General features: G+C 69.9%; 25 protein-coding genes. 15 read left to right on the top strand and 10 right to left on the bottom strand.

Annotated elements, in window-relative coordinates; all coding sequences use genetic code 11:
* Positions 1-27: 27 nt before the first annotated feature.
* On the top strand, positions 28-303 hold the full coding sequence (locus tag WFM69_RS00250) for a type II toxin-antitoxin system Phd/YefM family antitoxin (protein WP_337000480.1): 276 nt from the start codon (positions 28-30) through the stop codon (positions 301-303).
* Positions 300-578 (top strand): type II toxin-antitoxin system RelE family toxin, encoded by a 279-nt coding sequence (locus WFM69_RS00245; protein WP_337000478.1) that lies wholly within the window; start codon positions 300-302, stop codon positions 576-578. The genes WFM69_RS00250 and WFM69_RS00245 overlap by 4 nt, the downstream gene beginning before the upstream one ends.
* A gap of 11 nt (positions 579-589) precedes the next feature.
* On the opposite strand, the gene WFM69_RS00240 is transcribed toward WFM69_RS00245, so the two are convergent.
* The 3 genes from WFM69_RS00240 to WFM69_RS00230 are packed head-to-tail and all read right to left on the bottom strand — an operon-like array spanning position 590 to position 2980.
* Positions 590-940: a nuclear transport factor 2 family protein gene (locus WFM69_RS00240; RefSeq protein WP_337000476.1), complete on the bottom strand. Its 351-nt coding sequence runs from the start codon at positions 938-940 to the stop codon at positions 590-592.
* On the bottom strand, positions 933-1682 hold the full coding sequence (locus tag WFM69_RS00235) for an SDR family NAD(P)-dependent oxidoreductase (protein WP_337000474.1): 750 nt from the start codon (positions 1680-1682) through the stop codon (positions 933-935). The genes WFM69_RS00240 and WFM69_RS00235 overlap by 8 nt, the downstream gene beginning before the upstream one ends.
* A 56-nt stretch (positions 1683-1738) precedes the next feature.
* Positions 1739-2980 (bottom strand): sodium:proton exchanger, encoded by a 1242-nt coding sequence (locus WFM69_RS00230; protein ID WP_337000472.1) that lies wholly within the window; start codon positions 2978-2980, stop codon positions 1739-1741.
* A gap of 351 nt (positions 2981-3331) precedes the next feature.
* Between WFM69_RS00230 and WFM69_RS00225 the strand changes: the two genes are divergently transcribed.
* Both WFM69_RS00225 and WFM69_RS00220 read left to right on the top strand, forming a co-directional pair.
* The gene (locus tag WFM69_RS00225) at positions 3332-4306 is read left to right on the top strand and encodes a C-terminal binding protein (RefSeq protein WP_337000470.1); all 975 of its coding nucleotides are present in this window, start codon (positions 3332-3334) and stop codon (positions 4304-4306) included.
* A 13-nt stretch (positions 4307-4319) separates the two neighbouring features.
* A complete protein-coding gene (locus tag WFM69_RS00220; protein ID WP_337000468.1) occupies positions 4320-5174 on the top strand; it encodes a fumarylacetoacetate hydrolase family protein in 855 nt (284 codons plus the stop codon).
* A 193-nt stretch (positions 5175-5367) separates the two neighbouring features.
* Here the strand turns inward: WFM69_RS00220 and WFM69_RS00215 are convergent, their stop codons facing one another.
* Both WFM69_RS00215 and WFM69_RS00210 read right to left on the bottom strand, forming a co-directional pair.
* Positions 5368-6216: an SMP-30/gluconolactonase/LRE family protein gene (locus WFM69_RS00215; RefSeq protein WP_337000466.1), complete on the bottom strand. Its 849-nt coding sequence runs from the start codon at positions 6214-6216 to the stop codon at positions 5368-5370.
* The gene (locus WFM69_RS00210; protein ID WP_337000464.1) at positions 6213-7049 is read right to left on the bottom strand and encodes a hypothetical protein; all 837 of its coding nucleotides are present in this window, start codon (positions 7047-7049) and stop codon (positions 6213-6215) included. The genes WFM69_RS00215 and WFM69_RS00210 overlap by 4 nt, the downstream gene beginning before the upstream one ends.
* A gap of 202 nt (positions 7050-7251) precedes the next feature.
* Between WFM69_RS00210 and WFM69_RS00205 the strand changes: the two genes are divergently transcribed.
* Complete coding sequence (locus WFM69_RS00205) at positions 7252-7842, top strand: RICIN domain-containing protein (RefSeq protein ID WP_337000462.1); 591 nt, start codon at positions 7252-7254, stop codon at positions 7840-7842.
* Positions 7843-7883: 41 nt separating this feature from the next.
* Here WFM69_RS00205 and manD read toward each other — a convergent pair whose 3' ends face one another.
* The 3 genes from manD to WFM69_RS00190 are packed head-to-tail and all read right to left on the bottom strand — an operon-like array spanning position 7884 to position 11085.
* Positions 7884-9122 (bottom strand): D-mannonate dehydratase ManD, encoded by a 1239-nt coding sequence (manD, locus tag WFM69_RS00200; protein WP_337000460.1) that lies wholly within the window; start codon positions 9120-9122, stop codon positions 7884-7886.
* Positions 9119-10306, bottom strand: coding sequence for an N-acetylglucosamine-6-phosphate deacetylase (locus WFM69_RS00195; protein WP_337000458.1), 1188 nt, complete (start codon positions 10304-10306; stop codon positions 9119-9121). Before WFM69_RS00195 ends, manD begins: the two co-directional genes overlap by 4 nt.
* Positions 10303-11085 carry a 6-phosphogluconolactonase gene (locus WFM69_RS00190; RefSeq protein ID WP_337000456.1) on the bottom strand — a complete coding sequence of 261 codons (783 nt, stop codon included), beginning with the start codon at positions 11083-11085 and terminating at the stop codon, positions 10303-10305. Before WFM69_RS00190 ends, WFM69_RS00195 begins: the two co-directional genes overlap by 4 nt.
* 138 nt (positions 11086-11223) lie before the next feature.
* On the opposite strand from WFM69_RS00190, the gene WFM69_RS00185 reads away from it, so the two are divergent.
* The 7 genes from WFM69_RS00185 (at position 11224) to WFM69_RS00155 (ending at position 18627) form a co-directional block, all read left to right on the top strand.
* Positions 11224-12240 (top strand): LacI family DNA-binding transcriptional regulator, encoded by a 1017-nt coding sequence (locus tag WFM69_RS00185; protein WP_337000455.1) that lies wholly within the window; start codon positions 11224-11226, stop codon positions 12238-12240.
* 33 nt (positions 12241-12273) lie between these two features.
* Positions 12274-13275, top strand: a complete 1002-nt coding sequence (locus WFM69_RS00180) for a Gfo/Idh/MocA family protein (RefSeq protein ID WP_337000454.1) — start codon at positions 12274-12276, stop codon at positions 13273-13275.
* Between the two features lie 44 nt (positions 13276-13319).
* The gene (locus tag WFM69_RS00175) at positions 13320-14351 is read left to right on the top strand and encodes a Gfo/Idh/MocA family protein (protein WP_337000452.1); all 1032 of its coding nucleotides are present in this window, start codon (positions 13320-13322) and stop codon (positions 14349-14351) included.
* A 15-nt stretch (positions 14352-14366) separates the two neighbouring features.
* Positions 14367-15230, top strand: coding sequence for a Gfo/Idh/MocA family oxidoreductase (locus WFM69_RS00170; protein WP_337000451.1), 864 nt, complete (start codon positions 14367-14369; stop codon positions 15228-15230).
* 234 nt (positions 15231-15464) lie between these two features.
* Positions 15465-16745 (top strand): extracellular solute-binding protein, encoded by a 1281-nt coding sequence (locus WFM69_RS00165; RefSeq protein ID WP_337000450.1) that lies wholly within the window; start codon positions 15465-15467, stop codon positions 16743-16745.
* Positions 16746-16747: 2 nt separating this feature from the next.
* Positions 16748-17725, top strand: coding sequence for a carbohydrate ABC transporter permease (locus WFM69_RS00160; protein WP_337000449.1), 978 nt, complete (start codon positions 16748-16750; stop codon positions 17723-17725).
* Complete coding sequence (locus WFM69_RS00155) at positions 17722-18627, top strand: carbohydrate ABC transporter permease (RefSeq protein ID WP_337000448.1); 906 nt, start codon at positions 17722-17724, stop codon at positions 18625-18627. The genes WFM69_RS00160 and WFM69_RS00155 overlap by 4 nt, the downstream gene beginning before the upstream one ends.
* A gap of 93 nt (positions 18628-18720) precedes the next feature.
* Here WFM69_RS00155 and WFM69_RS00150 read toward each other — a convergent pair whose 3' ends face one another.
* Positions 18721-19842 (bottom strand): GntR family transcriptional regulator, encoded by a 1122-nt coding sequence (locus WFM69_RS00150; protein ID WP_337000447.1) that lies wholly within the window; start codon positions 19840-19842, stop codon positions 18721-18723.
* A gap of 223 nt (positions 19843-20065) precedes the next feature.
* Between WFM69_RS00150 and WFM69_RS00145 the strand changes: the two genes are divergently transcribed.
* The 3 genes from WFM69_RS00145 to WFM69_RS00135 all read left to right on the top strand — a co-directional run bounded on the left by WFM69_RS00145 (position 20066) and on the right by WFM69_RS00135 (position 23834).
* On the top strand, positions 20066-21724 hold the full coding sequence (locus WFM69_RS00145; protein WP_337000446.1) for an Ig-like domain-containing protein: 1659 nt from the start codon (positions 20066-20068) through the stop codon (positions 21722-21724).
* A 131-nt stretch (positions 21725-21855) separates the two neighbouring features.
* Entirely contained in the window at positions 21856-22737 is an 882-nt protein-coding gene (locus tag WFM69_RS00140) for an alpha/beta fold hydrolase (RefSeq protein WP_337000445.1), read from the top strand.
* Entirely contained in the window at positions 22734-23834 is a 1101-nt protein-coding gene (locus WFM69_RS00135) for a M20 family metallopeptidase (RefSeq protein ID WP_337000444.1), read from the top strand. The genes WFM69_RS00140 and WFM69_RS00135 overlap by 4 nt, the downstream gene beginning before the upstream one ends.
* A 116-nt stretch (positions 23835-23950) precedes the next feature.
* On the opposite strand, the gene WFM69_RS00130 is transcribed toward WFM69_RS00135, so the two are convergent.
* Complete coding sequence (locus WFM69_RS00130; RefSeq protein WP_337000443.1) at positions 23951-24673, bottom strand: TetR/AcrR family transcriptional regulator; 723 nt, start codon at positions 24671-24673, stop codon at positions 23951-23953.
* Positions 24674-24788 lie beyond the last annotated feature (115 nt).

Raw genomic sequence — 24788 nt, 5'->3', positions numbered from 1 at the left:
TTATTGGCCAGACATTAGGCTAGAATCATGGATGTGCAGACGATCTCAGTAAGTGAGGCGAAGGACAGGTTCTCGCAGTTGGTGGAGTCGATCGACACCACTCATGAGGCGGTCACGATCACGCGCCACGGGCGTCCGGCCGTCGTGATGCTGAGCATCGACGACCTCGAGTCGCTGCAAGCCACACTCGCCCTGCTGCAGGATCCGCATCATGCCGAAGAGGTCGCGGAGGCCGATGCCGACATCGCTGCGGGGCGCACGCTGAGCCTCGCCGAGGTGCGAGAGCAGTTGGCCGGCCGGTGACCTCGGAGTCATACGACGTCCAGCTCACCGGTCCCGCCGTTCGCGCACTCCATCGCCTGGAACCGAAGCTCGCCGACGCCGTCCTCCGCTTCCTGGAGGGGCCGCTTGCGCAGAACCCGCTGCGGACCACCAAGGCGCTCGGGGCCGAGCTCGAAGGACAGCGCAGCGGCTACGTCGGAATCGCGTATCGCGTCGTCGTCCGTGTCGACGAGGAGGCACACGTCGTCTACGTGCTGCGCATCGCCCATCGGGCCGACGTCTACCGGAGGATGTGACGGCCCCGCGCTCAGGCCTTTAGCATCGACGCGCGCGCGATCAGTCCGTCGACCACGTCGAAGGTGGCGATGGTCTCGGTGGCGACGCCCGCGTTGACGACCTGCTCCTGCGCGACGACCCAGCGCGTGCCGAACAGCACGCTGGTCTCGATCGCGCACGACAGGTCGGGGTTCTGCAGGCGGGGCTCGTAGAACGCGCGGATCGCGGCCGAGCCGACGATGGGCTCCGGGGCGACGCCGGTGATCACGGCGTCGGCGGCGTAGGTGGCGACGAAGGCGTCGAGGTCGTGCGCGTTGAACGCATCGAGCTGCGCCTGGACGGTGTCGAGGGCCGAGCGGTCGGTGTCGGTGCGGTCAGTCAATGCGAACTCCTCCGTTGACGTCGTAGGTGGCTCCGGTGATGAACCGGGCGCGCTCCGATGCGAGTGACGCGATGATCCAGGCGACGTCCTCCGGCTGGCCGAAGGCGCCGAGCGGGATGCCGGACTCGAGCTTCGCACGCCCCTCGCCCTGCAGCTGGTCGGTGATCGCGCTGGCGACAGGGCCGGGGGTGACGGCGTTCACGCGGATGCCTTCCGACGCGAGGTGCCGGGCGAAGCTGCGCGTGATGGCGAGCAGGGCGCCCTTGCTGGCGGCGTAGTGGATGCCGGTCTGCAGTGCCCCGACCTGGCCGGCGATCGAGGCGATGTTGATCACCGACCGGTCGCCCTCCGCCGCCCGCAGCAGGGGGAGCGCGGCCCGCGTCAGCAGGAACGTCCCGCGCGCGTTGGTCTCCAGGACGAAGTCCCACTCGTCGATGTCGATCTCGGGATACGGGGTGTAGGGGCATACGCCGCCGTTGTTGACGAGCACGTGCAGCTCGCCCCAGGTCACGGTGATCCGGTCGGTGAGCGCGTCGATCGATGCGGGGTCGCGCAGATCCAGGCGCGATACCAGCACCTCGGCGGCGCCGGCGGCCCGGCATTCTTCGGCCACCCGCTCGGCTTCGGCCTCGCGCCCGGTGTACGTGATCCAGAGCGCGGCTCCCTCACGTGCGAGTTCGAGGGCGGCGGCGGTTCCGATTCCGGAACTGGCTCCTGTGATCAGTGCGCGGCGAACAGTCATGCCTAAACGCTATAGCAAAAGTGGGGTGCCGTCGATGTCGACGGCACCCCACCCGCTCAGACCGACTCGAGAGCCGGATCGCGCGGCGCGCTCGCTCGCGGTGATCGCCGGAACGGCGCCGCGAGGGTGGGGAGGATGTGCCGTCGATGCACGACGAGGAATCCCGCGGCGATCACCAACTGCACCGCCGAGAGCACGTAGCGTCCGCCGGTGTCGGTCACGAAGAACTGCACGAGGAAGATCGCGGCGAGGGCGATCGCGGAGCCCAGGTGGAAGCGCAGGGCGAGGAGGATCGCGACTCCCATCACGGTCTGCGTGCCGGTGAGCACGAACTCTTCGATCTGGCGTGCATCCAGGGGGAGGTCGCCACCGCCGCCACCGAAGAAGTGTGCGAGCGGGAGCGATCCGACCAGCAGGCTCCACTGGTTGACCTTGGAGGCGATCAGGGTGGCGATGGCGGCCGCGCCCATGCCGCGCAGCGCGAACAGCACCGCGATGATGAACTCGGGTGCTTCGGAGGCGAGCGGTGCGAGCCACTGCACCAGGAAGTAGCTGTCGATGCCGAGCGAGGAACCGGAGTCGACCAGTGCGGTCGCGAACGGTTCCGCGCAGGCGAGGATGATCGCCGCCGACACCACGAACATCGCGATCACGGTGATCCGGCGGGCGCGGGTCGGCAGGTCGGCGATCTGGGCGGCGGCGCCCACGAACTCCTCCTCGGTCTCGCCCTCGACCTGACCGGCGCGCCACAGGTAGATGACGAACGCGGCGATGAGCACGAGTCCGAACCAGATGGGGATGTGTCCGAGCAGCGGGATGGTGAAGGCGAGGATCGCGAGCACCGCGAGGAAGCCGACGTCCAGTCGCGCCGTCGCCGGCAGCCGAAGTGAGAGCTCACGGCGGCGGCGCTCTCTCCCACGGTTCGCGACGAGGAGGGCGACGATCACGACGAGCGGCCAGCCGAAGCCGAGCAGCAGCCGGTTCGACCCCGTCATGTTGGCCGCGGCGTACTGCGCGTAGGCGGGGTCGGAACCCGAGCGGAACGCGTAGTACAGGTCGACCGCGTACTCCGGAAGCACGGCGATGAGGGCGAGCAGGGCGATTGCGAGCGCCCCGGAGATGTCCTTCTGCGCGGCTTCGGCGGCCCAGGCGAGCAGGAAGCTCGCGGCGACGACGGCGGCGCCGAACACGAACAGGTCGAGCACCGGATTCGGGTGGAACCCGAGCGCCCGGAACGCGATCGCCGGGGCGGTGATGAGGAGGCAGATGAGGAGGCGGACGATCAATGCGCGCGGCACGAGAGCGGTCCTTTCGGTCAGGCGCGACCGGAAGGAGGGGTACGACAGAGCTCCGGCCACACGGGGGCCGAAGGTCTCGCTCATCTGGAAGACAGGGGCACCGGACGATCGTCGTGAACGTCAGTATGTCGATGCCGCCTCACGGCTCGTGCGAGCCCGGAGCTACTCCCCTTCGATGTCTCCAGTCTGGCCAGTGCCGGGCGGCGTTCCCAAGCCAGGAGCGGGATTCAGAGGATTTCGGGACCCCTCACGCGGGATCTCGCGGGCAGGTCTCGACAGTTCCCCAGCTTTTCGGAGAAGCGAAATATCGGTGGCTGTACACCATTTGCTAGATGCTATAGCATCGCTTTCATGACCGAGCCCTTCATCCTCGTCAGCGACTGCGACCTGCCAGGAACCGTCATCGAAGACACTCTCCGCCGGGCGGGACTGCGCGCCGAGCGCGCCGCATCCGGATCCGTCGACGACATCGCCGCCCTCGGGTCGGATGCCGAAGGCCTCGTCGTGCAGTGGGCGCAGATCACCGGCGAGGTGATGGACCGGATGCCGAACCTCCGCATCATCAGCCGTGTCGGCATCGGCTACGACATGGTCGACGTTCAGGCCGCGACAGCCCGGGGCATCGCCGTCGCGAACACCCCGAGCTACTGCATCGAAGAAGTGGCCGCCCACACGATCGCGATGATCATGACCCAGGCGCGCGGCCTCCCCGCCTACGACCGCGCTGTCCGTGCCGGCGCCTGGAAGGCCGTCGACGCCCGTCCGATGGCGGTACGCCCCTCCGCCACCACCGTCTCCGTGCTCGGCTTCGGCCGTATCGGCTCGATGGTCGCCCGCGGTGCACGGGCGCTGGGGTTCCGCGTGCTGGTCGCCGACCCCTACGCTCCCGCCGATGCCGTGCGCGACGCCGGCTGCGAGCTCGTCGAGATCCCCGACGCCGTGGCGCACGCCGACATCCTCACCCTGCACGTGCCGCTGACCGAGGCGACCAGGCACCTGATCGACGCCGCCGCTCTCGCGACGATGAAGCAGGGTGCCGTCGTCGTGAACACCTGCCGTGGACCGCTCATCGACGAGGACGCGCTCGCCGCGTCGCTGCGCACGGGGCACCTCGGCGCTGCGGCCCTCGACGTCTTCGCGGGCGAACCCCTTGCCGCGGACTCCCCGCTGCGCGACCTCGATCAGGTGCTGCTCACCCCGCACGCAGCCTGGTTCTCGCCCGAGGCGCTGGAAGACCTCCCGGTGCACGCGGCCGAGAACATCATCCGCTTCCTGGCCGGCGAGTCCGTGCCCATCGTCAACCCGACCCACGCCGCTGCGCGCTGACCCGGAAGGCCCCATGGAACTCCTCCGACTCGGTGCCGTCGGCCACGAACGCCCCTTCGTCCGCGACGGCGGTGCCGTCTACGACCTCGCCTCCCTCACGGCCGACATCGACGGCGCGTTCCTCGCCGCCGACGGCATCGCGCGCGTGCGCACGGCGCTGCAGCGGGGCGAGCTGCCCGTCGCCGCGATCGACGGTCTGCGCATCGGTGCCCCGGTCGCCCGTCCGACCGCGGTGATCTGCATCGGTCAGAACTACGCGGCCCATGCGGCGGAGTCCGGATCCGAGCCGCCCGAGCATCCGGTGGTCTTCTTCAAGCACCCGAACACCGTGGTCGGCCCCGACGACGTCGTGCTCCTCCCGCCGGGGGCCGAGAAGGTCGACTGGGAGGTGGAGCTGGCGGTGGTGATCGGCAGGACCGCCCGCTACCTGGCATCGCCGGATGCCGCGCGCGAAGTGATCGCCGGGTACACGATCTCGAACGACGTGTCCGAGCGGGCCTACCAGCTCGACGTCTCGGGCGGGCAGTGGTCGAAGGGCAAGTGCTCCGAGACGTTCAATCCGCTCGGTCCGGCGCTCGTCCCCGCCGACGAGGTGGATCCGCAGGCGCTGCGGCTGCGGTCGTTCGTGAACGGAGAGCCGCGTCAGGACTCCTCGACCGCGGACATGATCTTCCCGGTGCTGCAGATCGTGCACGAGCTCAGCCAGTACCTGGTGCTGGAGCCCGGCGACGTGATCAACACGGGCACCCCGCAGGGCGTCGCTCTGTCCGGCCGCTTCCCGTACCTGCAGGACGGCGATGAGATGACGATCGAGATCGACGGTCTGGGTCGCCAGCGCCAGGGCACCGAGCGGGTCGTGCTCGGCTGATCTCGCGGCATCCCCGGCGGCTTGTGCCCGGGGCACGGTTCCCAGGCTGAGTGCACCGTGTCCCGGGCAGAGGCCGTCGGTGGCGCCGCACCGCGCGTCGGATCAGGCCAACGCGCGGGGTCAGGTACTTTCCGGGACGATCCGCCTGTCGTCGCGCAGTCGCCTGATTCGGCGCCGACGAGGGCCGGGGGGGTCAGCCCGCGAACGGCGTGACAGGTATCCCGCGCATCCCGAGTCGCACCGCGTAGACCGAGCCCGCCTCGGTGCCGTGATCGGCCGGAAGTCCCTGTGCGGACGTCGTGATGTAGAGGGTGTCGAGGTCGTCGCCGCCGAACGTGCACGCAGTCACCTGCGGCACCGGCAGGTCGACCGTCGCGATGAGGGATCCGGATGTGTCGTAGCCGTGCACCGCGCTGCCGCCCCACAAGGCCAGCCACACGCTGCCGTCGGCGGCGACCGTGAGTCCGTCGGGCAGGCCCTGCTCCGCCGGGATCACCGCGAAGGCGCGGCGGCCGCGGAGTTCACCCTCCACCACGTCGAACACGTCGATCCGGTGGGTCATGGTGTCGACGTAGTAGGCGCGGCGCCCATCGGGGGAGAAGCCGATGCCGTTCGACACGGTGGCGTGGGCGAGCACGGTCGTGACGCCGAGGTCTGTGTCGATCCGCACCACCCGTCCCGCGTCCGGGGTGGCGTCGTAGGCCATCGAGCCGGCCAGCAGGCGGCCGCGGGGATCGCAGCATCCGTCGTTCATGCGCACCCGCGGGTCATCCCCGAGGGAGGCGACAGCCCGTGTCTCACCGTCCACGTCGTCGGAGTGGTAGAGCGTCCGGGCACCCACCGCGACGAGTCCGCCACCCGCGCGGGGGCGGACGAACGCCAGGTACTCGTCGTCGATGTGCTGCCGGGTCACACCGTCCGCACGCAGCGTGAGCAGGTCGCCCGCGTCGCCGTCGACCCAGCGCAGTCCACCCCATCCCGGCCACCACACGGGACCTTCGGCATGGTGGGCGATCGGACCGGTGACGTTCTCCGGGGTCATGCGTCTTCGCGCGGGTGCGCCCGCGGAGGCGTGGGGCGCAGCGGGTCGGCGACCGGCATCCGCTCGGGCTCCGGCAGCGTCTCCGGCTCAGCCACTGCCTGCGGGGCGTGCGCCGGCAGCTCGCGCGCCACCTGCTTCTCGAGCACGGTGACCGCGTCGTCGGAGAGCAGGATGAGCCCGTCGAGCTCCTCCCGCACGCGCTTGTACGCCACGTTGCGCTCGGCCTGCGTGGCCGACTCGTCGACCGCGACCTTGAGCAGCTGCTGCGCCCGGTCGAGGCGCTTGCGCTCTGGTTCGGTGAAGGTCGAGTCGCGCAGGCGTCGGGCATCCTTCTCGGCGATCTCGAACGCGACCGCGTAGTCGCCCACGGCCTGCAGGTACTCGGTGACCTGCTGCTCCGACACCTTGGCGTCGGCGGAGGTCGGACGCAGCGCATCAGCCGTCTTCTTGGCACGCAGGAATGCGGCGGTCAGCGGTTGGCGTCCGTCGCTCATGGCGGGGAAGGCGATGAGCTTGGCGACGTCGAGCTCGTAGTCGAGCCAGCGCGCGGTGATCTCGTCATGCTCGGCGAACAGCCGTGCGACCAGGTCGTTCGGCGCGACGGATGCCGTGGTGTCGACGACCGACGGCCCGCGGCGCTTGGCCTGCTGGGTCAGGGCGCGCGCCTCGATCTCGGCGGTCTTCAGCTGCGCCTTGACCTTGAGGGTCTCCAGGCGACGCTCGTGACGGCGTTTGGAGTTGCGCTCCCACGCCTTCGCAGCTCCGCCGGCCATTCCCATGATCGGGAAGATGAGCCACCAGAAGTTGCCCGCCCACTGCCAGAACTCTTGCATGATGCGTTCAGCCTACTGCGGGAAATACGGGCCGTCCGATGGCGGTTCCCGGGTATCGGAGGGAGCGCCGCGATGGGCCGCCGGAGGACGGGGAGCGCTCCATGCCGAAGTATCGCGGAATTGCTTTCTCAGAATTGTAGTGTGTTACCGGTTACTCGGATGAGATGTTCGGGTGTTTCGATCGAAGAAGGGAGGCTCGGCCATGAGGGCGAGTCTGCGAAGGAATGTGGCGCGTGCGATCGCGGGGGGTGCGCTTGCTGTGGTGCTGAGCGCAGGCGGGGTGCAGGCCGCCTCTGCTGCCGACGGGTTCGCCGTCGGCAGCAAGATCTGGCTGGGTGTGAGCCCGACGATGTGCGTGGGTGTTGCCGGCGCTCAGAAGACAGGTCCTGTGCGCGTGAACACCTGCCTCAATCAGCCGACGATGCGGTGGCACATCCGGTCGGTGATGACGGTGAACGGGAAGAAAGCGGTCCAGATTCAAAATGATGCTGGGACCTGCCTCGGGCCGGCCGGAGGGTCGAGGGCGGAGAAGGCGCCCATCAACGCCGGCGTGTGTGCTGACCCGGCAAAGAACCACTCCCAGCTCTGGTACCTGATGGCGGGCATTGCGGGCAGCGCGGAGTCGCTTGTGAACGTGAACTCGGGACTTCCCATGGTCGCAGAGAGTTGGAGAGTCGCATCGAACGTCACGCAACGCAGCTACGTGGGCGATCTGGCAGACCCGTCGGATGTCTTCACAGGTATCGGGTACGGGACCGCCCCGAAGCCGCCGAGCCTTTTTCCCCGCCGGTGAGCCCGCGCCGCCGCGGAGGCGATCCGCCCTCCGCGACGGCGTCACCAATCGTGCACGGTGCCGTCGAGCAGGCGGTTGTAGGGGAGGTACGCCTGCTCGTACGGGTACTTCCCCGCCTCGTCGACGTCGAGCTCCACACCGAGTCCGGGGGCGTCGCCGGGGTGGAGCATCCCGTCGCTCCAGGTGAACGACTGCCGGAACACCGCGTTCGTGCGGGAGCCGTGCTGCATGTACTCCTGGATGCCGAAGTTGTGGATCGCGAGCCCCAGGTGCATCGCCGCCGCCATGCCCACCGGCGAGATGTCGGTCGGTCCGTGCATGCCCGACTTGATCTGATACATCGCCGCGTAGTCGAGGGTCTTCCGCAGCGCCGTGATGCCGCCCATGTGGGTGACCGCCCCGCGCACGTAGTCGATCAGCTGGTCGCGGATGATGTCCTTGAAGTCCCAGATCGTGTTGAAGATCTCGCCGATCGCGAGCGGGGTCGTGGTGTGCTGGCGGACGAGGCGCAGCGCCTCCTGGTTCTCGGCCGGCGTGCAGTCCTCGAGCCAGAACAGGTCGTACGGTTCGAGGTCCTTGCCCAGGCCCGCGGCCTGGATCGGCGTCATCCGGTGATGGCCGTCGTGCAGGAGCGGGATGTCGGCGCCGAACTCGTGGCGCACCGCCTCGAAGACGCCCGGCAGATGGCGCAGGTAGGAGCGGGTGTCCCAGTCCTCCTCCATCGGTCGCGCGCCGCGGCGTGCCGGTTCGTGGTCGTAGCGCGCCTCTCCGCCGAAGGTGTCGGCGGACTGCGAGGCGATCCCGTAGATGGCCTTCAGCCCCGGCACCCCGGTCTGCACGCGGATCGCCCGGTACCCCTGCTCCTGATGCTGGCGGATGGAGTCGAACAGCTCCGGCAGCTCTTTGCCGGAAGCATGCCCGTAGGCGAGCAGTCCGGTGCGCGACGCTCCGCCGAGCAGCTGATACACGGGCATCCCGGCCTGCTTGCCCTTGATGTCCCACAGGGCCATGTCGACTGCGGCGATCGCGGCCATCGTCACCGGGCCGCGCCGCCAGTAGGCGCTGCGGTAGAGGAACTGCCAGGTGTCTTCGATGCGGGACTCATCGGCTCCGATCAGCAGCGGCACGACGTGCTCGGAGAGGTAGGCGACGACGGCGAGTTCGCGGCCGTTCAGGGTCGCGTCGCCGAGCCCGGTCACCCCGTCCGCGGTGGTGATCTTCAGCGTGACGAAATTCCGATCCGGACTCGTCACGATCACCTCAGCCCTGTCGATGGTCATCGGATGCCTCCTGCCGGCGCTGTCGCTCCGGGAATCGTGTCGGTCACGGGTTCCCCGGCCACGAGCACGTCGAGGGGGGAGATGTGCGGGTCGCCCGGCGCCCAGTCGAACAACAGCACGTCGGCGCGTGCGCCGGCGGTCCAGTGCGGGCCGTCGTCGAGCACTGACGCGGGGGCCGAGCTGGCCAGACGCATCGCGGTGGCGAGGGATCCGGTGAGGCGGGCTACGGTCGCGACACCCACGTCGAGCGTCTGCACCGAGCCGGCGAGGAATCCGGTGGCCGCATGCCGCAGCGCACCGTCGTCGGCGAGGTGCACGCCCCCGCCGACGGTCGAGACGCCGTCCTCGCGGAGGGCGGCGGGGGTGGCCACGGCATCGCTCACGAGGAACACCCCGTGGTCGCGCTTCGCGGCGATCATGGTCGCGAGGGTGCTGTCGGGCAGGTGATGTCCGTCGGCGATGATGCCGGCGCGCAACCGTGGTTCGGCGAGCTGGGTCCACAGGTAGTTCGGATGCCGCGGGAGCACGGCGTGCGCACCGTTGCCGAGATGGGTGGAGAGCGTGGCCCCGGCGTCGACCACCGCCGCGATCTCGTCGTCGCTCGCATGTGTGTGCCCGACCGCGACGCGCACACCGTGCGCCACCAGGAATCGGGTCGCCTCGACAGAGCCAGGATGGTGGGGTGACAGCGTCACGATGCGCAGCAGGCCCGGGGCGGCATCGAGCCACGCTTGCAGTTCGATGATCGAGGGTGGGCGGATGTGGTCGAGCGGATGCACGCCGCGCGGGCCGTCCTGCTCCGACAGGCTCGGACCCTCCACGTGGATGCCGGCGACGGCGCGGGATGTGGATGCCGATTCGCGCACGGCCTCGGCGATCACCCGGATGCGATGGAGCATCTCCGTCGGCGATGCGGTGATGACCGTCGGCAGGAAGCGGGTGACGCCGTGTGCGGCGAGGGAACGCGCCATCGCGCCGATGTGGGATGCGGCGGGCCGGGCGGCGTTGGCGTCGCCGTCGAGGTGGCCGTTGACCTGCAGGTCGATGAGCCCGGGGCCGATCCACGGGGCGCCGTCACCGGGATCTGCGGTGGGGGTGAGGGAGGTGATGCGGCCGTGTTCGACGACGACCTCCAGGCCCCCGGTGCCGAGAGCGTCACGACCGTGAAGAATCCGCGGTCTCATCGCGTCGCCTGCACGACCTCGGCGGGTGCGGGGTGCAGCAGCGAGGCGGCGTCGCGATCGACGTGCACCTCGCACCGGGAGTGGCGGCGCAGCACGGTGCACGGCCAGTGCGCGCTGATCGGCTCCTCCACCAGGGCGCGCACGGCCTCGGCCTTGCGGGCGTCCGGCACGGCGCACACGAGGTGGGCGCCGGCCATCAGGGCGGGGATCGTCAGCGTCAGCGCGTGGGTGGGCACGGCCTCGAGGGTATCGAAGCAGTCGTCGTCGATCTGCTGCACGCGGCTGGCCAGGTCGAGCTGCACCACCCGCACCGGGCAGGGGTCGCTGAGATCGGCGTCGGGCGGGTCGTTGAACGCGATGTGCCCGTTCACGCCGATGCCCAGGCAGACCAGGTCGACGGGACCCTCGGCGAGCAGCGCGACGTACTCGGCCGTGGCCGCGTCTGCGCCGAGCTCGGTGCGCATGGGGTGGAATGCGGCGGGACGCACGATGTCGACGAGGTGGGTGCGCAGCCAGTTGCCGAAACGCTGGGGTGCGGCGGGATCGAGGCCGAGGTACTCGTCCATGTGCAGGATCGTGATCCGGTCCCACGGCACGTCGGGCTCCTCGGCCAGGGCGCGGTACACGTCGAGCTGGCTCGGGGCGGCGGCGGCGATCATCCGGGCGGACCCGCGAGCGGCCACGGCCTCGCGCAGGGTACGGGCGGCGGCTCGGGCCGCCGCGACCCCCATCGCGGTGCGGTCGGGGTGGGCGTGCAGGGCGAACGTCGTCGTGCTCATGATTCGACAGAGTAATGCAACCGCTTGCAAAGTCAAGCCCTCCGACGCGATCCGTCGAGGGTTCGCGTCGAACCGATGCGCCGGCACCGGCCATCCGGAGCGAGCGCCGCGAACGTGCGCGGGCTTAGTGTGTGTGACGTGACAGGCAACAGGAAGACGGCATCAACAGCGGTGACGATCGGCGACATCGCGCGCGTGGCGGGAGTGTCGCGCTCGACCGTGTCGCGGGCGTTCAGTCGCCCGGAGCTGCTGAACCCGGAGACCGTGCGCCGGGTGAAGGCCGCGGCGGATCAGCTCGGCTACGTGGTCAACCATGCGGCGCGCGCACTGTCGACCGGGCGCTTCGGCAACGTCGCCGTGGTCGTGCCCGACATCGCCAACCCGTTCTTCCCGCCGCTCGTGCGACGGGTGCAGACGCTCGCGGACGCCGCCGGGTACGCGGTGTTCCTCGGCGACTCCGACGAGATCGCCGACCGCGAGGCCAACCTGACCTCGCGCCTCAGCGCGCAGGTCGAAGGGTTTGTGCTCGCCTCACCGCGCCTCGACGAGCAGCGCATCCGCGAGCTGGATGCCGCGCGTCCCGTCGTGCTCGTCAACCGCGACATCGAGGGCCTGGCGCGGGTATTGATCGATCCGAGTGGCGGTCTCGACGAGGCCGTGGCGCACCTGCACCGCCTCGGGCACACGCGGGTCGTGTACCTGTCGGGGCCGCGCGAGTCCTGGTCGGATCAGCAGCGTCGTGCCGCCCTCGATCGTGCCGCCGAGCGCGCGGGGCTCGAGGTCATCGTGCAGGAGCTGGGGCGTCCGAGTTCGGCGGGCGGCCGCGATGCGGTGGGCGGGATCCTGACCTCCGGGGCGACCGCGGTGATCGCTTTCGACGACGTGGTCGCGCAGGGGGTGATGGCCGGGCTGGCCCTCCGCGGCATCGACGTGCCGCGCGACATGAGCGTGATCGGATGTGATGACACGCTCGCCGCGGGCACCCATCCGGCGCTCACCACGATCTCCGCCGCCTCGGCCGCGGCAGGGGATGCGGCGGCCGAGCTCCTGCTCGGCATCCTCGCCATCGGGGAGCGGTCGGACGCCCGGGTGTCCATCGCCACGCACCTGGTCGTGCGGGCCACGACGGAGGCCGCGCACCCGATCGACGGTTGACCGTGCAACCGGTCGCATGATTTACTGTCGCCCATGCCTCGGATCGCGATCATCGGTGCCGCCCATCCGCACGTCGACTACGTGCTCGACGAGCTGACGCGCGCCGACCGCGCCGACTTCGCCCTCATCGGCGTGCACGACGCCGACCGCGCCGTGGCCGAGCATCACGCCGCCTGCTTCGGTGTCCCCGCCTTCGACCGTGCGGAGGAACTGCTCGCGGAGGGCGTCGACATCGCCGTGATCGCTGGCGTCTACGGTGCCCGCGGCTCCGACGTCGTCGCGGCCCTCCGCTCCGGTGCCCACGTGCTCGCCGACAAGCCGCTGTGCACGTCGCTCGGCGAGCTCGACGAGATCGAGGCGACAGCCGCCGAGATGGGCCGCACCGTGAATCTGCTGCTCGAGAAGCGCGGCTACCCCGAGACGCTCGCCGCCCTGGCGGTGGTCGGTGCGGGTGAGCTCGGCGACATCGTCGGCATCACCTCGTCCGGACCGCACAAGCTCAACCGCGCGCAGCGCCCGGACTGGTTCTTCGACCCGGCGCAGTACGGCGGCATCCTCGCCGACCTCGCGGTGCACGACCTCGACGCCGCGCTCCTCTTCGCTCCCGCTGACGCGGGGACCGTCCGCGGAGCCGTGTCCGCTCCGCTCGACGGCGCCGAGACCTTCGCGAGATATGGCGCCGCGACCTTCACGACGCCCACGACCGTCGTCTCCGCCGAGGTGAGCTGGCTGACCCCGGCGGCATCCGACGTGCACGGCGACTACCGGCTGCGCCTGATCGGCACCCGCGGCACGGCAGAGATCTTCTGGGCACGCGGGCGCGTCGAGGTCACCACTGACGACCAGCCGACCCGCAGCCTCGAGCTCCCCGCCGGACGGCGGCCCGCCGAAGAGGCGCTCGACGCGTTCGCCGCCGGACGCACCCCCGAGGTCGGCACGGGCGACTCCCTCGCGGCGACCCGCCTCGCGCTCCTCGCCCAGCACTCCGCCGACCAGGGCGGCGTCGCGCTCCCCTGGTCGCGCTCCGCCGACTGACCCGATCCCGACGGGCCTCCGCGCCCACGACAGGAGACACCATCATGACCGAAACGCTGCGCATCGCGATCGTCGGCGCGGGGGTGATCGGCGCCGTGCACGCGCGACTCGTCGCCGCTCTCGGCGACGCCGGCGTCCTCGCCGCGATCATCGACGTCGATGAGGCGAAGGGGCGCGCGCTCGCCGCGGAGCACGGAGTCCCGTTCCACGCCTCGGCGCAGGAGGCGTATCGCGCCGAGCGCATCGACCTCGCCGCCGTGTGCCTGCCCAGTGCGTTCCACGCGGATGCCGTGATCGAGGCGCTCGAGGCGGGTGTGCACGTCATCGTCGAGAAGCCGATCGACGTGACCCTCGCTGCCGCCGATCGCATCCGGGCCGCGGAGGCGGCGTCCGGCCGCACGGTGTCGGTCATCAGCCAGCGCCGGTTCCAGCCCGTCGCCTCGTTCATCCGCCGATCGATCGACGCGGGGGCGCTCGGACGCGTGACCTCGGGTGTCGTGGAGTCGGCGTTCTTCCGGCCGCAGGAGTACTACGAGTCCGGCGACTGGCGCGGCACCGCGGCGATCGACGGCGGCGGCGCGCTCATGAACCAGGGCATCCACGCGCTCGACCTGCTGCTGTGGATGCTCGGCACTCCGGTGTCGGTGAGTGCCAGGACAGGTCGTCTCGCGCACACCGGCATCGAGGTGGAAGACGTCGCCGGCGCCACGATCGAGTTCGAGAGCGGGGCCATCGGCCTGCTGCTGGCGAGCACGGCGGCGTACCCGGGGCTTCCGGTGCGGCTCGCGGTGCACGGTTCGGAGGGTACGGCTGTGATGGAGAACGACGGGCTGTCGTTCTTCGCCTCGGCGTCGCCCGCGGAGCCCGATCCCGGCTCTCTCATCGAGCACGATGTGCCGGACGGATGGAGCGATGTCGACATGGCCCACCGTCGGCAGTACCTCGACGTGGTGGCGGCGATCGGCGAGGGCCGTCGTCCCGCGATCACCACTGACGACGGGCGTCGTGCGCTGCAGGTCGTGCTCGCCGTCTACGAATCCGCCCGCACCGGCGGGCCGGTCGACCTTCGCCCCTGAAAGAGGATGAGAGACATGGAAACGAAGAACGTCGCGATCGTCGGCATCGAGAACAGCCACGCGGAGGAGATCATCCGCTACCTCAATGTGGAGCGCCCGGCCGATGTGCCGGTCCGCGTCGTCGCACTGGTGGCGGGCGAGGGTGACCGCACCAGGGAGCTGGCACAGCTCGGCGGCATCGAGCTGATCGTCGCGGAGTCGGCTGACCTGCGGGGCACGGTCGATGCGCTGATCGTCACGTCCCGCGATGGCGCGCTGCACCGCGCCCACGCCGTGCCTTTCCTGGAGGCGGGCACGCCGGTGTGGGTCGACAAGCCGCTCGCCGCGAGCGTGGCCGATGCCGAGGCGATCGTCGCGGCGGCGGAACGCGGCGGCACGCAGCTCACCTCGTCGTCCGCCCTGCGCTGGGTGGCCGACACGGATGCCGTCGTCGACGCTCTGGGCTCGATCGGCGAGCTGCAGGCGGTGACCGTGACGGGCCCCGCCGATGCGGGCAGTCCGTACAGCGGCATCTTCTTCTACGGCATCCATATCGCCGACGTCGCGCAGCGACTGGTGCCGGGTGCGCCCGAGGACATCGACGTTCAGCCGCTTCCTGGCGGCGTGGTCGCGCGGTACCGGGTCGGCGGTGTGCTGGTGACTCTCGAGTTCGTGCGTCCGGACGGCATCGGTCAGGTCCCGTTCCGCGCGACGGCGGTGGGCTCGCACGGTGTCGTCAGTCGCGACATCGTGCTCGGCGCCGACTACGTGCAGCCCGGGGTGGACGCCTTCGCCGGAATGCTCGCGACGGGCCGCCCGCCCCTTCCCGCGGCGCAGCTGCTCGCACCGATCGCGGTGCTGGAGAGCGTTGCGCGCGCGAGTGCATCCGTAACCGTCTGAGTCGATGCAACGCGGTGCAGAGATCGCCGCTCATCTCGACTGGATCGCTGCACCACCGCGTCTCAGAACCATGATTTTGCCCTGGTAATCAAACAGAAACACAACCGTTACACCCTCTTCAATGAAGAAGCTATTGTAATGCAACCGTTTGCACGGTACCGTGAAATTCGGTTGAACCACCCGTTCATCGGGCGCCCCACGGGCCCCGTCGAGGAAGACCATGGAGGAACGAGAATGGCAAGACGCACCCTGATCGCGGCAGCCGCTTCACTGGCCGCGGTGCTGGCTGTCACCGGCTGCAGCGCGGGAGCCGGCAACGGTGGAGACGGCGATGCCGAGAGCGGAGACCTCCGCGTGTGGCTCATGCAGGATTCGGTGTCTCCGGATGCCGTCGCGTGGCTCGAAGACGAGTTCGCGTCGCAGAACCCGGGATCCACCCTGACCGTCGAGATGCAGCCCTGGGACGACATCGTCTCGCGTCTGCAGACCTCGCTTGCCAGCAAGTCCGAGACCCCCGACATCGTCGAGATCGGCAACACCAAGACCGCGACGTTCGCCAACGTCGGCGCCCTGGCCGACATCTCCGACCTGTACGACGAGGTCGACGGCGACGACCTGATCCCGAGCTTCGTCGATGCCGCCACCCTCGACGGCAAGACCTACGCCTACCCGCTCTACGCCGGCACCAGCGTCGTGTTCTACCGCACCGACCTGCTCGAGAAGGCCGGCATCCCGGCGCCCGAGACGCTCGACGACCTCGTCGCGGCATCCGCGGCCGTGCAGCAGGCCAACCCCGACGGCACCGAAGGGTTCAAGGGCATCTACTTCCCGGTCGTCGATGTGCACGGGCTGGAAGGCTGGCTGTTCTCGCACGGCGCAAACTACGCCCAGGAGAAGGACGGCGAGTGGGTGAGCGGCCTGGACACCCCCGAGGCCAAGGCCGCGCTGGCCCAGATGCAGACCATCTGGGAGACGTCGGCACTCGGAGCGCTCGATGCCAAGGAGACGGCAGGCAACCCGTGGGTGCCGTACAACAACGGCGAGGTGGCGATGTTCTCGTACCGCGTGTTCGCACAGGACAGCATCTCGCCCGAGCTCGCCGACGTGACCGGAGTGATGGCGCTGCCGCCCGTCGAGGCCGGCGGCGAGAGCCACCAGTTCCTCGGCGGATCCAACGTCGGCATCGCGGCCAACTCCTCGAAGCAGGAGCTGGCGAAGAAGGCCATGAAGCTCATCCTCAGCGAGGGGTTCATGAGTCAGCTCGCCAAGGACTCCGGCTGGGTCCCCGGCAACACGACCTACGCCTCGTCCATCCCCGACGGGATCGTCCCCGCTGACCTGCAGCAGCAGATCGCCGAGACGAGCATGCTCACCCCGGCCGCACCGAACTGGGCGATCGTCGAGGGCAACAACATCCCGGTCGACCTGTACTCCGCGATCGCCAAGGGTGACGACATCGACTCCGTCGTCGCACGCATCGGCGCGAAGATCGAAGACACGCTCAACGCCAAATGATGATGGCCACTCCCGTGATCGATGTCGAGGCCGCCCCCGAGGCGCCCTCGCAGCAGCCGACTCCCCGCACGCGACCGCGTCGTGTGCGGGGGGCGCTGCTCCCGTACCTGCTGATCACGCCGCTGCTCGCCGCGGTGCTCATCGCGCTCGGCTGGCCGCTGCTGCAGCAGTTCCTCATGTCGCTGCAGAAGTTCGGACTCGCGCAGCAGTTCGGCGCCGAGCCCGAGTGGGTCGGACTCGCCAACTACGGCAGGATCCTGACCGACCCGAACATGTGGGTCGTGTTCTTCCGCTCCATCCTGTTCTGCGCGGTGTGCGCGTCGCTCTCGATGGTCATCGGGATGCTGACGGCGCTGCTGCTGACCAAGGTGAGCAGCTGGGCACGCATCGCCCTGCAGGTGACGCTGCTGCTCGTCTGGGCGACGCCGGCGCTGGTGACGATGGTCATCTGGCAGTGGCTGTTCGACGCCCGCTACGGACTCGTCAACTGGATCCTCGCGCGCATCGGCTTCCCCGACATGGCCGGGTTCCCCTGGACGTCGACGCCGATCGGAGTGTTCACGATCGCCGGCATCGCGGTGATCTGGGGCAGCCTCCCGCTCATCGTGTTCATGATCTACTCCGCACTCACACAGGTGCCCGGCGAAGTGCTCGAAGCCGCCGAGCTCGACGGCGCCGGTCCCTGGACGCGGTTCCGACACGTGACGCTGCCGCTCATCACCCCTGCCGTGATGATCGTCGGTCTTCTGCAGATCGTGTGGGACCTGCGGGTCTTCACCCAGATCTACGTGCTGCAGCAGGCCGGCGTCTCGATCGAGGAGACCAACCTCCTCGGCACCTACATCTACCGGATCGGCATCGGGCAGGGGGAGTACGGCGACGCGTCGGCGCTCGCCACGATCGTCCTGATCCTCACCCTGCTGCTCACCTGGAAGTACATCGCCAAGATGTTCGCTCAGCAGAAGGAGGTCTCGGAATGAGCGTCTCGACCATGACCAGGACCACCGACATCCCCGCCGTGGTGCCACCGCGTTCGCGGCGCACCATCGGCAGCCGCAACGACACCCGGCGTCGCACCTGGAACGGTGTGGCCGTCGTCGCCGTGTTCTTCCTCGTGTTCCCGATCTACTGGATGGTGAACACGGCCCTCTCCGACAACGAGGACCTCTTCTCGCGCACCCCGCGGTTCTTCCCCTTCCCCCTGAGCTTCGACAGCTTCGCCGGCATCCTCGCCGACGGCGGCTTCTGGTCGGCGCTCGGGATGAGCGCGGGAGTGACCGCCGTGGTGGTCGTCGTCGCGGTGCTGTTCGGCTTCTTCGCCGCGATCGCCGTGAGCCGCTTCCGGTTCACGGGCGGCGGGTTCATCATCCTGCTGGTGCTGATCGTGCAGATGATCCCCACGGAAGCGCTGTTCATCTCGCAGTTCCGCATGCTCGACGGGTGGAACCTGCTCAACTCGGTCGGCGGACTGTCGCTGCTCTACATCGGCGCGGTCGTGCCGTTCACGGTGTGGCTGCTGCGCGGGTTCATCCACGGCATCCCCGCCGAGCTCGAGGAGGCCGCGATGGTCGACGGCTGCAGCCGGTTCGGGGCGTTCATGCGCGTCACGCTGCCGCTGCTCGGGCCGGGCATCGTGACGGCGTCGGTGTTCTCGTTCCTGCAGGCCTGGAATGAGTACACGCTCGCACTCGTCGTGATGACCAAGCCCGGCAACGCCACTCTGCCGCTGTGGCTGCAGACGTTCAGCAGCGAGCTGTCGGCCACGGACTGGGCCGGGATCATGGCCGGAGCCACCCTCATCTCGGTGCCCGTCGTCATCCTGTTCCTGTTCGTGCAGGGTCGACTGGGCGCCGGCATGATGGCCGGTGCCGTGAAGGGCTGACCCGCACGTGCGAGGATCGAAAACGTCCCTTCGGGAGCCCCTGGAGGGACGTTTTCCGTCCTCGCACCCGGGTCATTCGGGCGGACGGGCAACCTATGATGCGACATCCATGGATGCAAGCGGTTGCACGAAAGCGCCGGGAAGACTGCTGGATGCCCGCACCCGCACGACGGGCTGCAGCAGCATCCGCACCGCCGTGCGCTCACCGCTCCGCCCCAGATTCCGCAGCAGAGTCGACGCGGCGAGACGCCCGATCTCCCGCTTCGGCGGCGAGACGGCGGTGAGCGGCACGTCCGCGCTCGCCGCCTCCTCATCGTCGTAGGCGACGAGGGCGATCTCCTCCGGCGTCGAGACGCCGAGGTCGCGGAGGTGAGGCAGGAGGGCGGCCGCCTCGCGATCACCCAGACAGACGATGCCGTCGAGTCGTGCGGCGACGGCGTGCTGCGCGTACGCGGCCAGCGCGGGACGATCCCAGACGCGGCGACGCACGGCGGCCTCGGGGATGCTCGGCAGCGCGAGGTCATCGACGGCGCGTTGGAACCCCCGCCAGGCCGCCTCCGCCGTGGCCGTATCGCACCGGCCGAGGAAGCCGAGTCGGCGACGGCGCTGCGCGACCAGGTGGCGCACCGCCGCGTATCCGCCGGCCACGACGTCGGTGCCGATGGCGGAGAGGCCATCGTCCGGTGCGCCGTCTGCGGGCAGGCGCTCCATGAGCACGACCGGGATCGGCAGCGCGCGCAGCAGATCGAGGCGAGAGGTCGGGTCGGCCAGATGCAGGGTCGGCGTGATCAGCAGCCCCGCGCATCCGGCGGCGAGCATCTCCCGGATCCGACGGATCTCCAGAGCGTCGTCGTACTCGGTCGACGCGATCCGCAGGGTCGCCCCGGCCGCCTCGACGACCTCGGAGATCCCCTCGATGACGGTCGGGAAGTAGTAGCTGCGGGAGGGCACGATCACTCCGATGGCCGGTCGTGTGCGCAGCGTGGCCCGCGGTGAGACATACGTGCCGGAGCCCTGTCGTCGGCGCACGACGCCATCGTCGACGAGAAGGGTCATCGCGCGCCGCACGGTGTTGATGCCGACGGCGTACGACGTGGCCAGTGCGGTCTCGGTGGGGAGCCGCTCGCCGTCCGGCCACTCGCCCGCATCGATGCGCTCGCGCAGCTGCTCCGCGAGGCTGAGGTACAGCGGCTGGGTGTTCGGAAAGGCTCCCATCGAGACCTCCGTCGGCTCGGGATGCGCTAATGCAACCGTATTCATTCGCGGCGCCACGGGCAAGCCCTCCCCGAGGCGGATGACGGCCTCCCCCGTGCCGTCGCCGCCGATTCCTTCCTGCAGTCATTCCTGTTCCTCCCGGTCACGTTGACGCTCCCGACGCCGCACGTCACGGTGGCAGTCACGACGACTCCGCGCCCGGCGGAGCGGTAAGGAGACACCGATGAGACGCACACGCTGGTTGTCGGCGCTGGTCGCCGCGAGCCTTCTCGCCGGGGGGACGGTCGCCGTCGGCGCGGCAGCCCCCGCGCAGGCCGTCACGACCGAGCTCACCATCACCTCGCCGACCGACGGCGACACCGTCAGCGGTTCGACGCTCACGGTCGACGGCACCTTCGCCAACACGTCCGAGCTCGTCCTCGTGGTCGGCGCGCAGGAGCTGGTCCCGATCCCCGTCACAGGCACGGCCGGAACGTGGACCGTCGATCTCGACATCGCCGACATCGACGGCCGGCTCGACCTCGCCGTCCGCGCCCGCGACCTCACCACCCTCTATACGACGTGGTCCGAGTTCCTGGCGGTCGAGGTCGACAACCCTGCCGCATCCCGTCCGGTCGTCACGATCACCTCGCCGACGGAGGGCGCCTACTCGGGCTCGACCCTCGACGTCGCGGTGGACGTCGCCTCGGATCGGGCGCTCTCGTCCGTCGAGGTGCGGGTGAACGGCGGCGCCTGGCAGAGCGCGTCCGCGCAGGGCGGGTGCGTCTTCACGGCATCCTTCCCGATCGCGGGTTCCGGGTTCGCGAGCATCGAGGCCAGGGCAGAGGATGTCTCCGGCCACACCTCCGAATCCACCACGACCTACGTGGCCCTAGGCGGCGCGACCCCCGCGACGCCGGTGATCTATCACCAGGACCGCGCGATGTGGATCTGGGAGCGGGCCTCGTACGAGGCGGTCTTCGACGAAGCTGCCCGTGACCGGCTCGGCGCCGTGATGGACGACACCGCCACGTTCGGCTCCGACCCGATCCGCACGATCTACCTCGGCGTCGACCGGTACGGTTCCACCGACATGCTGCGCGATTCGCGCGACGAGGTCGCCGCATTCGTGGAGTGGGCGCGCGGCCGCGGCTACCACGTGCAGGCCACGGTCGCCGGAGGCACCCGCCCGCCGTACCTCGGAGCGCTGGAGCAGTTCGAGCACTTCGCGGTCGACGAGTTCGAGAAGGTGCTCGACTACAACCTCGCTGTGCCGGAGTCGGCGCGCTTCGACGGCATCAACGTCGACATCGAGCCGTACATCCTCGGCGACTGGAAGCTGCCCGGCGCCGGCGGGCTGCCGAACCGGTGGCTCGAGATCCTCGACACCCTGATCGAGCGCCGCGACGCCTCGGGCCTGCCGGCGCTCGTGGGGCCGGCGATCCCGCGGTGGCTGGACTCCTCGGCGTGCTGCACCTCGATCACGTGGAACGGGCAGACCAAGCCGCTCAGCGACCACATTCAGGACATGACCGACTACATAGCGATCATGGACTACCGAGACACGGCTGACGGCAGTGCGGGGATCATCGCCCAGGCGCAGCACGAGATCGACTACGCGAACCTGATCGGCAAGCCCGACTCGGTCGTGATCGGCATCGAGACGAAGGACCTCTCCGGCACGGGCGACCCCGAGTTGGTGACCTTCTGGGAAGAGGGGCGCACGTACCTCGAGGGCGAGCTCGACAAGACGTACGCCGCGTTCCAGGACGACGCGTCGTTCGGAGGGATCGCGATGCACCACTACGACGATCTGATCATGCTGCCGTCCGCGTGGGACGACGTGCCTCCGGTCTACTACCCGGTGCCCGGTGCGGGTCCGGGAGGTCCTGCCATGCCGTGACGAGCGAGGGTGAGGCGGGGCGGTTCCTTCGAGGGGCCGCCCCGCTTCGTGCCGTCCAGGGGTTCCGAGAACGCTTGTCATTGATATAGTCAACGCAACTGACTTGCACGTTGGACCCGGAGAGCTGGACGATGATGACCCCTTCCCGCACGCGCACGCCGATGACGGTGGACTGCGACGGCATCGAGATCGCGGCCGAGGTGCGCGGCACGGGTCCGGCCGTGCTGCTACTGCACGGATACCCCGAGACCAAGGCGATGTGGAACGACGTCGCCGACGAGCTGGCCCGCGACCACACCGTCGTCGCCGCTGACCTGCGCGGCTACGGCGACTCGGCGAAGCCCCGCGGCGAGCACTACGCCAAGCGCGACATGGCCGCCGACCAGGTGACCCTCATGCGGCAGCTCGGCCACGACCGCTTCGCCGTGATCGGCCACGACCGCGGGGGACGCGTCGGTCACCGCATGGCCCTCGACCACCCCGACACGGTGACCGCGCTCGCCGTGCTCGACATCGTCCCCACGCTGCACATGTTCGAGAACGTCGATCGGGCGATGGCCACCGCCTACTTCCACTGGTTCTTCCTGGCGCGCGCCGACGGCATGCCCGAGGCCCTCATCTCGGCCGACCGGGAGACGTGGCTGCGCAGCCGCTTCACCGGGCGTCGGCACGACGGCGATGCGCTTCCCGATGCGTACGACGAGTACCTGCGCTGCTTCGACGTCGACACCGTGCACGCCTCCGGTGCCGACTACCGGGCCGCCGCGGGAATCGACCTGGAGCACGACCGCGCCGACCGCGACGCCGGCCGCACGGTCGACATTCCGGTACTCGCCCTGTGGGGAGCGCACAGCTACGTGGGGCGCCACTTCGACGTGCTCGCGACGTGGGCGGCCTACGCGCCGGGCGTGACCGGGGCCGCGATCGCGGCCGACCACTATCTGGCAGAGGAGGCGCCGCAGCCCACGGCCGCCGCCCTGCGCGCTTTTCTCACCACGGAGGTGGCCGCATGACCGCACGCGCCCAGGCGATCGAACGCCTCGACGCCCTCGTCTCGATCGAGACGCCGACCGGGGATGCCGCCGGCCTCTCCGCCGCGCAGGACCTGGTGCGGGCCTGGCTCGACCCGGTGATCGGCGAGCCCGGCGTGATCGAGACGGTCGACGGCGTCGATCACCTGCTCTGGTCGGGAGGGGCGTCGCCGTCGGTGCTGCTGCTCGGCCATCTCGACACGGTGTTCCCGAAAGGCGCCACCGACGCGCGGCCGTTCCGCGTCGAGGGTGACAGGGCAACCGGTCCCGGCGTCTTCGACATGAAGGCCGGCATCGTCATCATGGCCGCCGCCCTCGCCCGCGTCTCCCGTCCCGGCGAGGTCGCCGTGCTGCTGACGAGCGACGAGGAGGTCGGCTCGCTGACCTCGCGCGGCCTGATCGAGCGCGAGGCCGCCCGTGCCGGCACGGTGCTGGTGCTGGAGCCGAGCCTCGACGGCGCGCTCAAGATCGCCCGTCGCGGCGGCAGCATCTACCGGGTCGAGGTCACCGGCCGCGCGGCGCATGCCGGTCTCGAACCGTGGAAGGGTCGCAGCGCCCTCACCGAGCTCGCGCATCACGTGCTGGCTCTTCCGGAGCTCGCCGACGACGAGCGCGGCACCACCGTCAATCCGACGGTCGCGCACGCCGGCACCGTCACGAACGTGATTCCCGAGCGTGCCGAGGTGCGCGTTGATGTGCGCGCCTGGACGCTCGGCGAACTGGAGCGGGTGGATGCCGCGATGCAGAGCCTCGACCCGCACACCGACGGCGTGAGTGTCGAGGTCGTCGGCGGCATCAACCGTCCGCCGATGGAGGAGAGCTCGTCGGCGGAACTGCTGGCGTGCGCGCGGCTCGTCGCGGAACGACTCGGGCATCCCGAGGTCGAGGCCGTGTCGGCGGGCGGGGCATCCGACGGCAACTTCACCGCGGCGGTCGGCGCCCGCACGCTCGACGGGCTCGGCCCGCGCGGGGCGGGTGCGCACGCCGACCACGAGTGGGTGTCGGTGGACTCCCTGGTCGAGCGGATCGACCTGCTGACCGGGATGCTCGACGAGCTCGCGGCGGCGCGGGTGCGCTGAGTGTCGACGCGGCCGCGCGGCGTGGGCGGAGTTCTCCGTGTCGGGAGGACTCTTAGCCAAGGGTTCTCCGCCCAACGGCGAGTTTTCCGCCCGGCTCCGGGCTCCGGGCGCGGGCCTCAGGCCTTCGCGCCGGGGGCGTGTCGCTCGATGCTCTCCAGCAGCAGGTCGAGCGCGGTCTCCCAGGCTCGGGTGTCGCGCACGTCGGGGAGGGTGTCTCCGGCCCAGGCGATCTCGGGGAACTCGGCCGGGTCGATGCGGCGGAAGTCCATCTGCCAACTGAGCTCGTCGGCATCCTGCGCCTCGACGGGGAGCGCGGTGAGGGCGGCCTGGATGCTCGACGCTGAACGGATCAGCTGTCCGAGCGCCCTGGCGTAGAGCGTCGCCTGCTCGCGGTCGAACCCGCCGCGCCGCAGCGCGCCGATCGAGTACTCCATCGAGGCGAGGTCGGTGGGCCGCCGCAGCGCCATCTGCAGGGCGAACTCCGGGTAGCGCATGTAGTGGTCGTGGATGAGGTGCGCCTGCGTGCGCAGGTCGGCGAGCCAGTCGTCGGTGCGCACCATGGCGCCGCTGTACGACCGGGCGCGGAGTGTGTCGATGAGGGCGAGCAGCAGCTCGTCCTTGTCGCGGAAGTGCCGGTAGATCGAGGTGGGGTGCGCGCCCAGCTCTTCGCCGATGGCCTGGAAGGTGAGCCGGTCGAGCCCTTCGCGCTCCACGACCCGGTCGGCGGCGGCGACGATGATGTCGCGGCTGAGCGAGTCGCGTGCCCGCCGCGGACGTGCGGTGGTGCTCTTCGCGCGGGCGGGCGTCTTGGCCGGTTCCGCAGCTTTGCGTGTCGCCATCGAGATTCTCCGTTCGCGGGGCGTCGCCGTGGTCGGCCACGCAGACATCACGGTACCTCACGCCTGTCAGCGTGCCAGTCAGTGCCGTCGACAACGTCCGAACCCTGGCGACGTG

Source organism: Microbacterium sp. LB12 (genome assembly GCF_037150835.1).
Lineage (GTDB): Bacteria > Actinomycetota > Actinomycetes > Actinomycetales > Microbacteriaceae > Microbacterium.
This window is presented reverse-complemented; position numbering and strand designations above follow the sequence as displayed.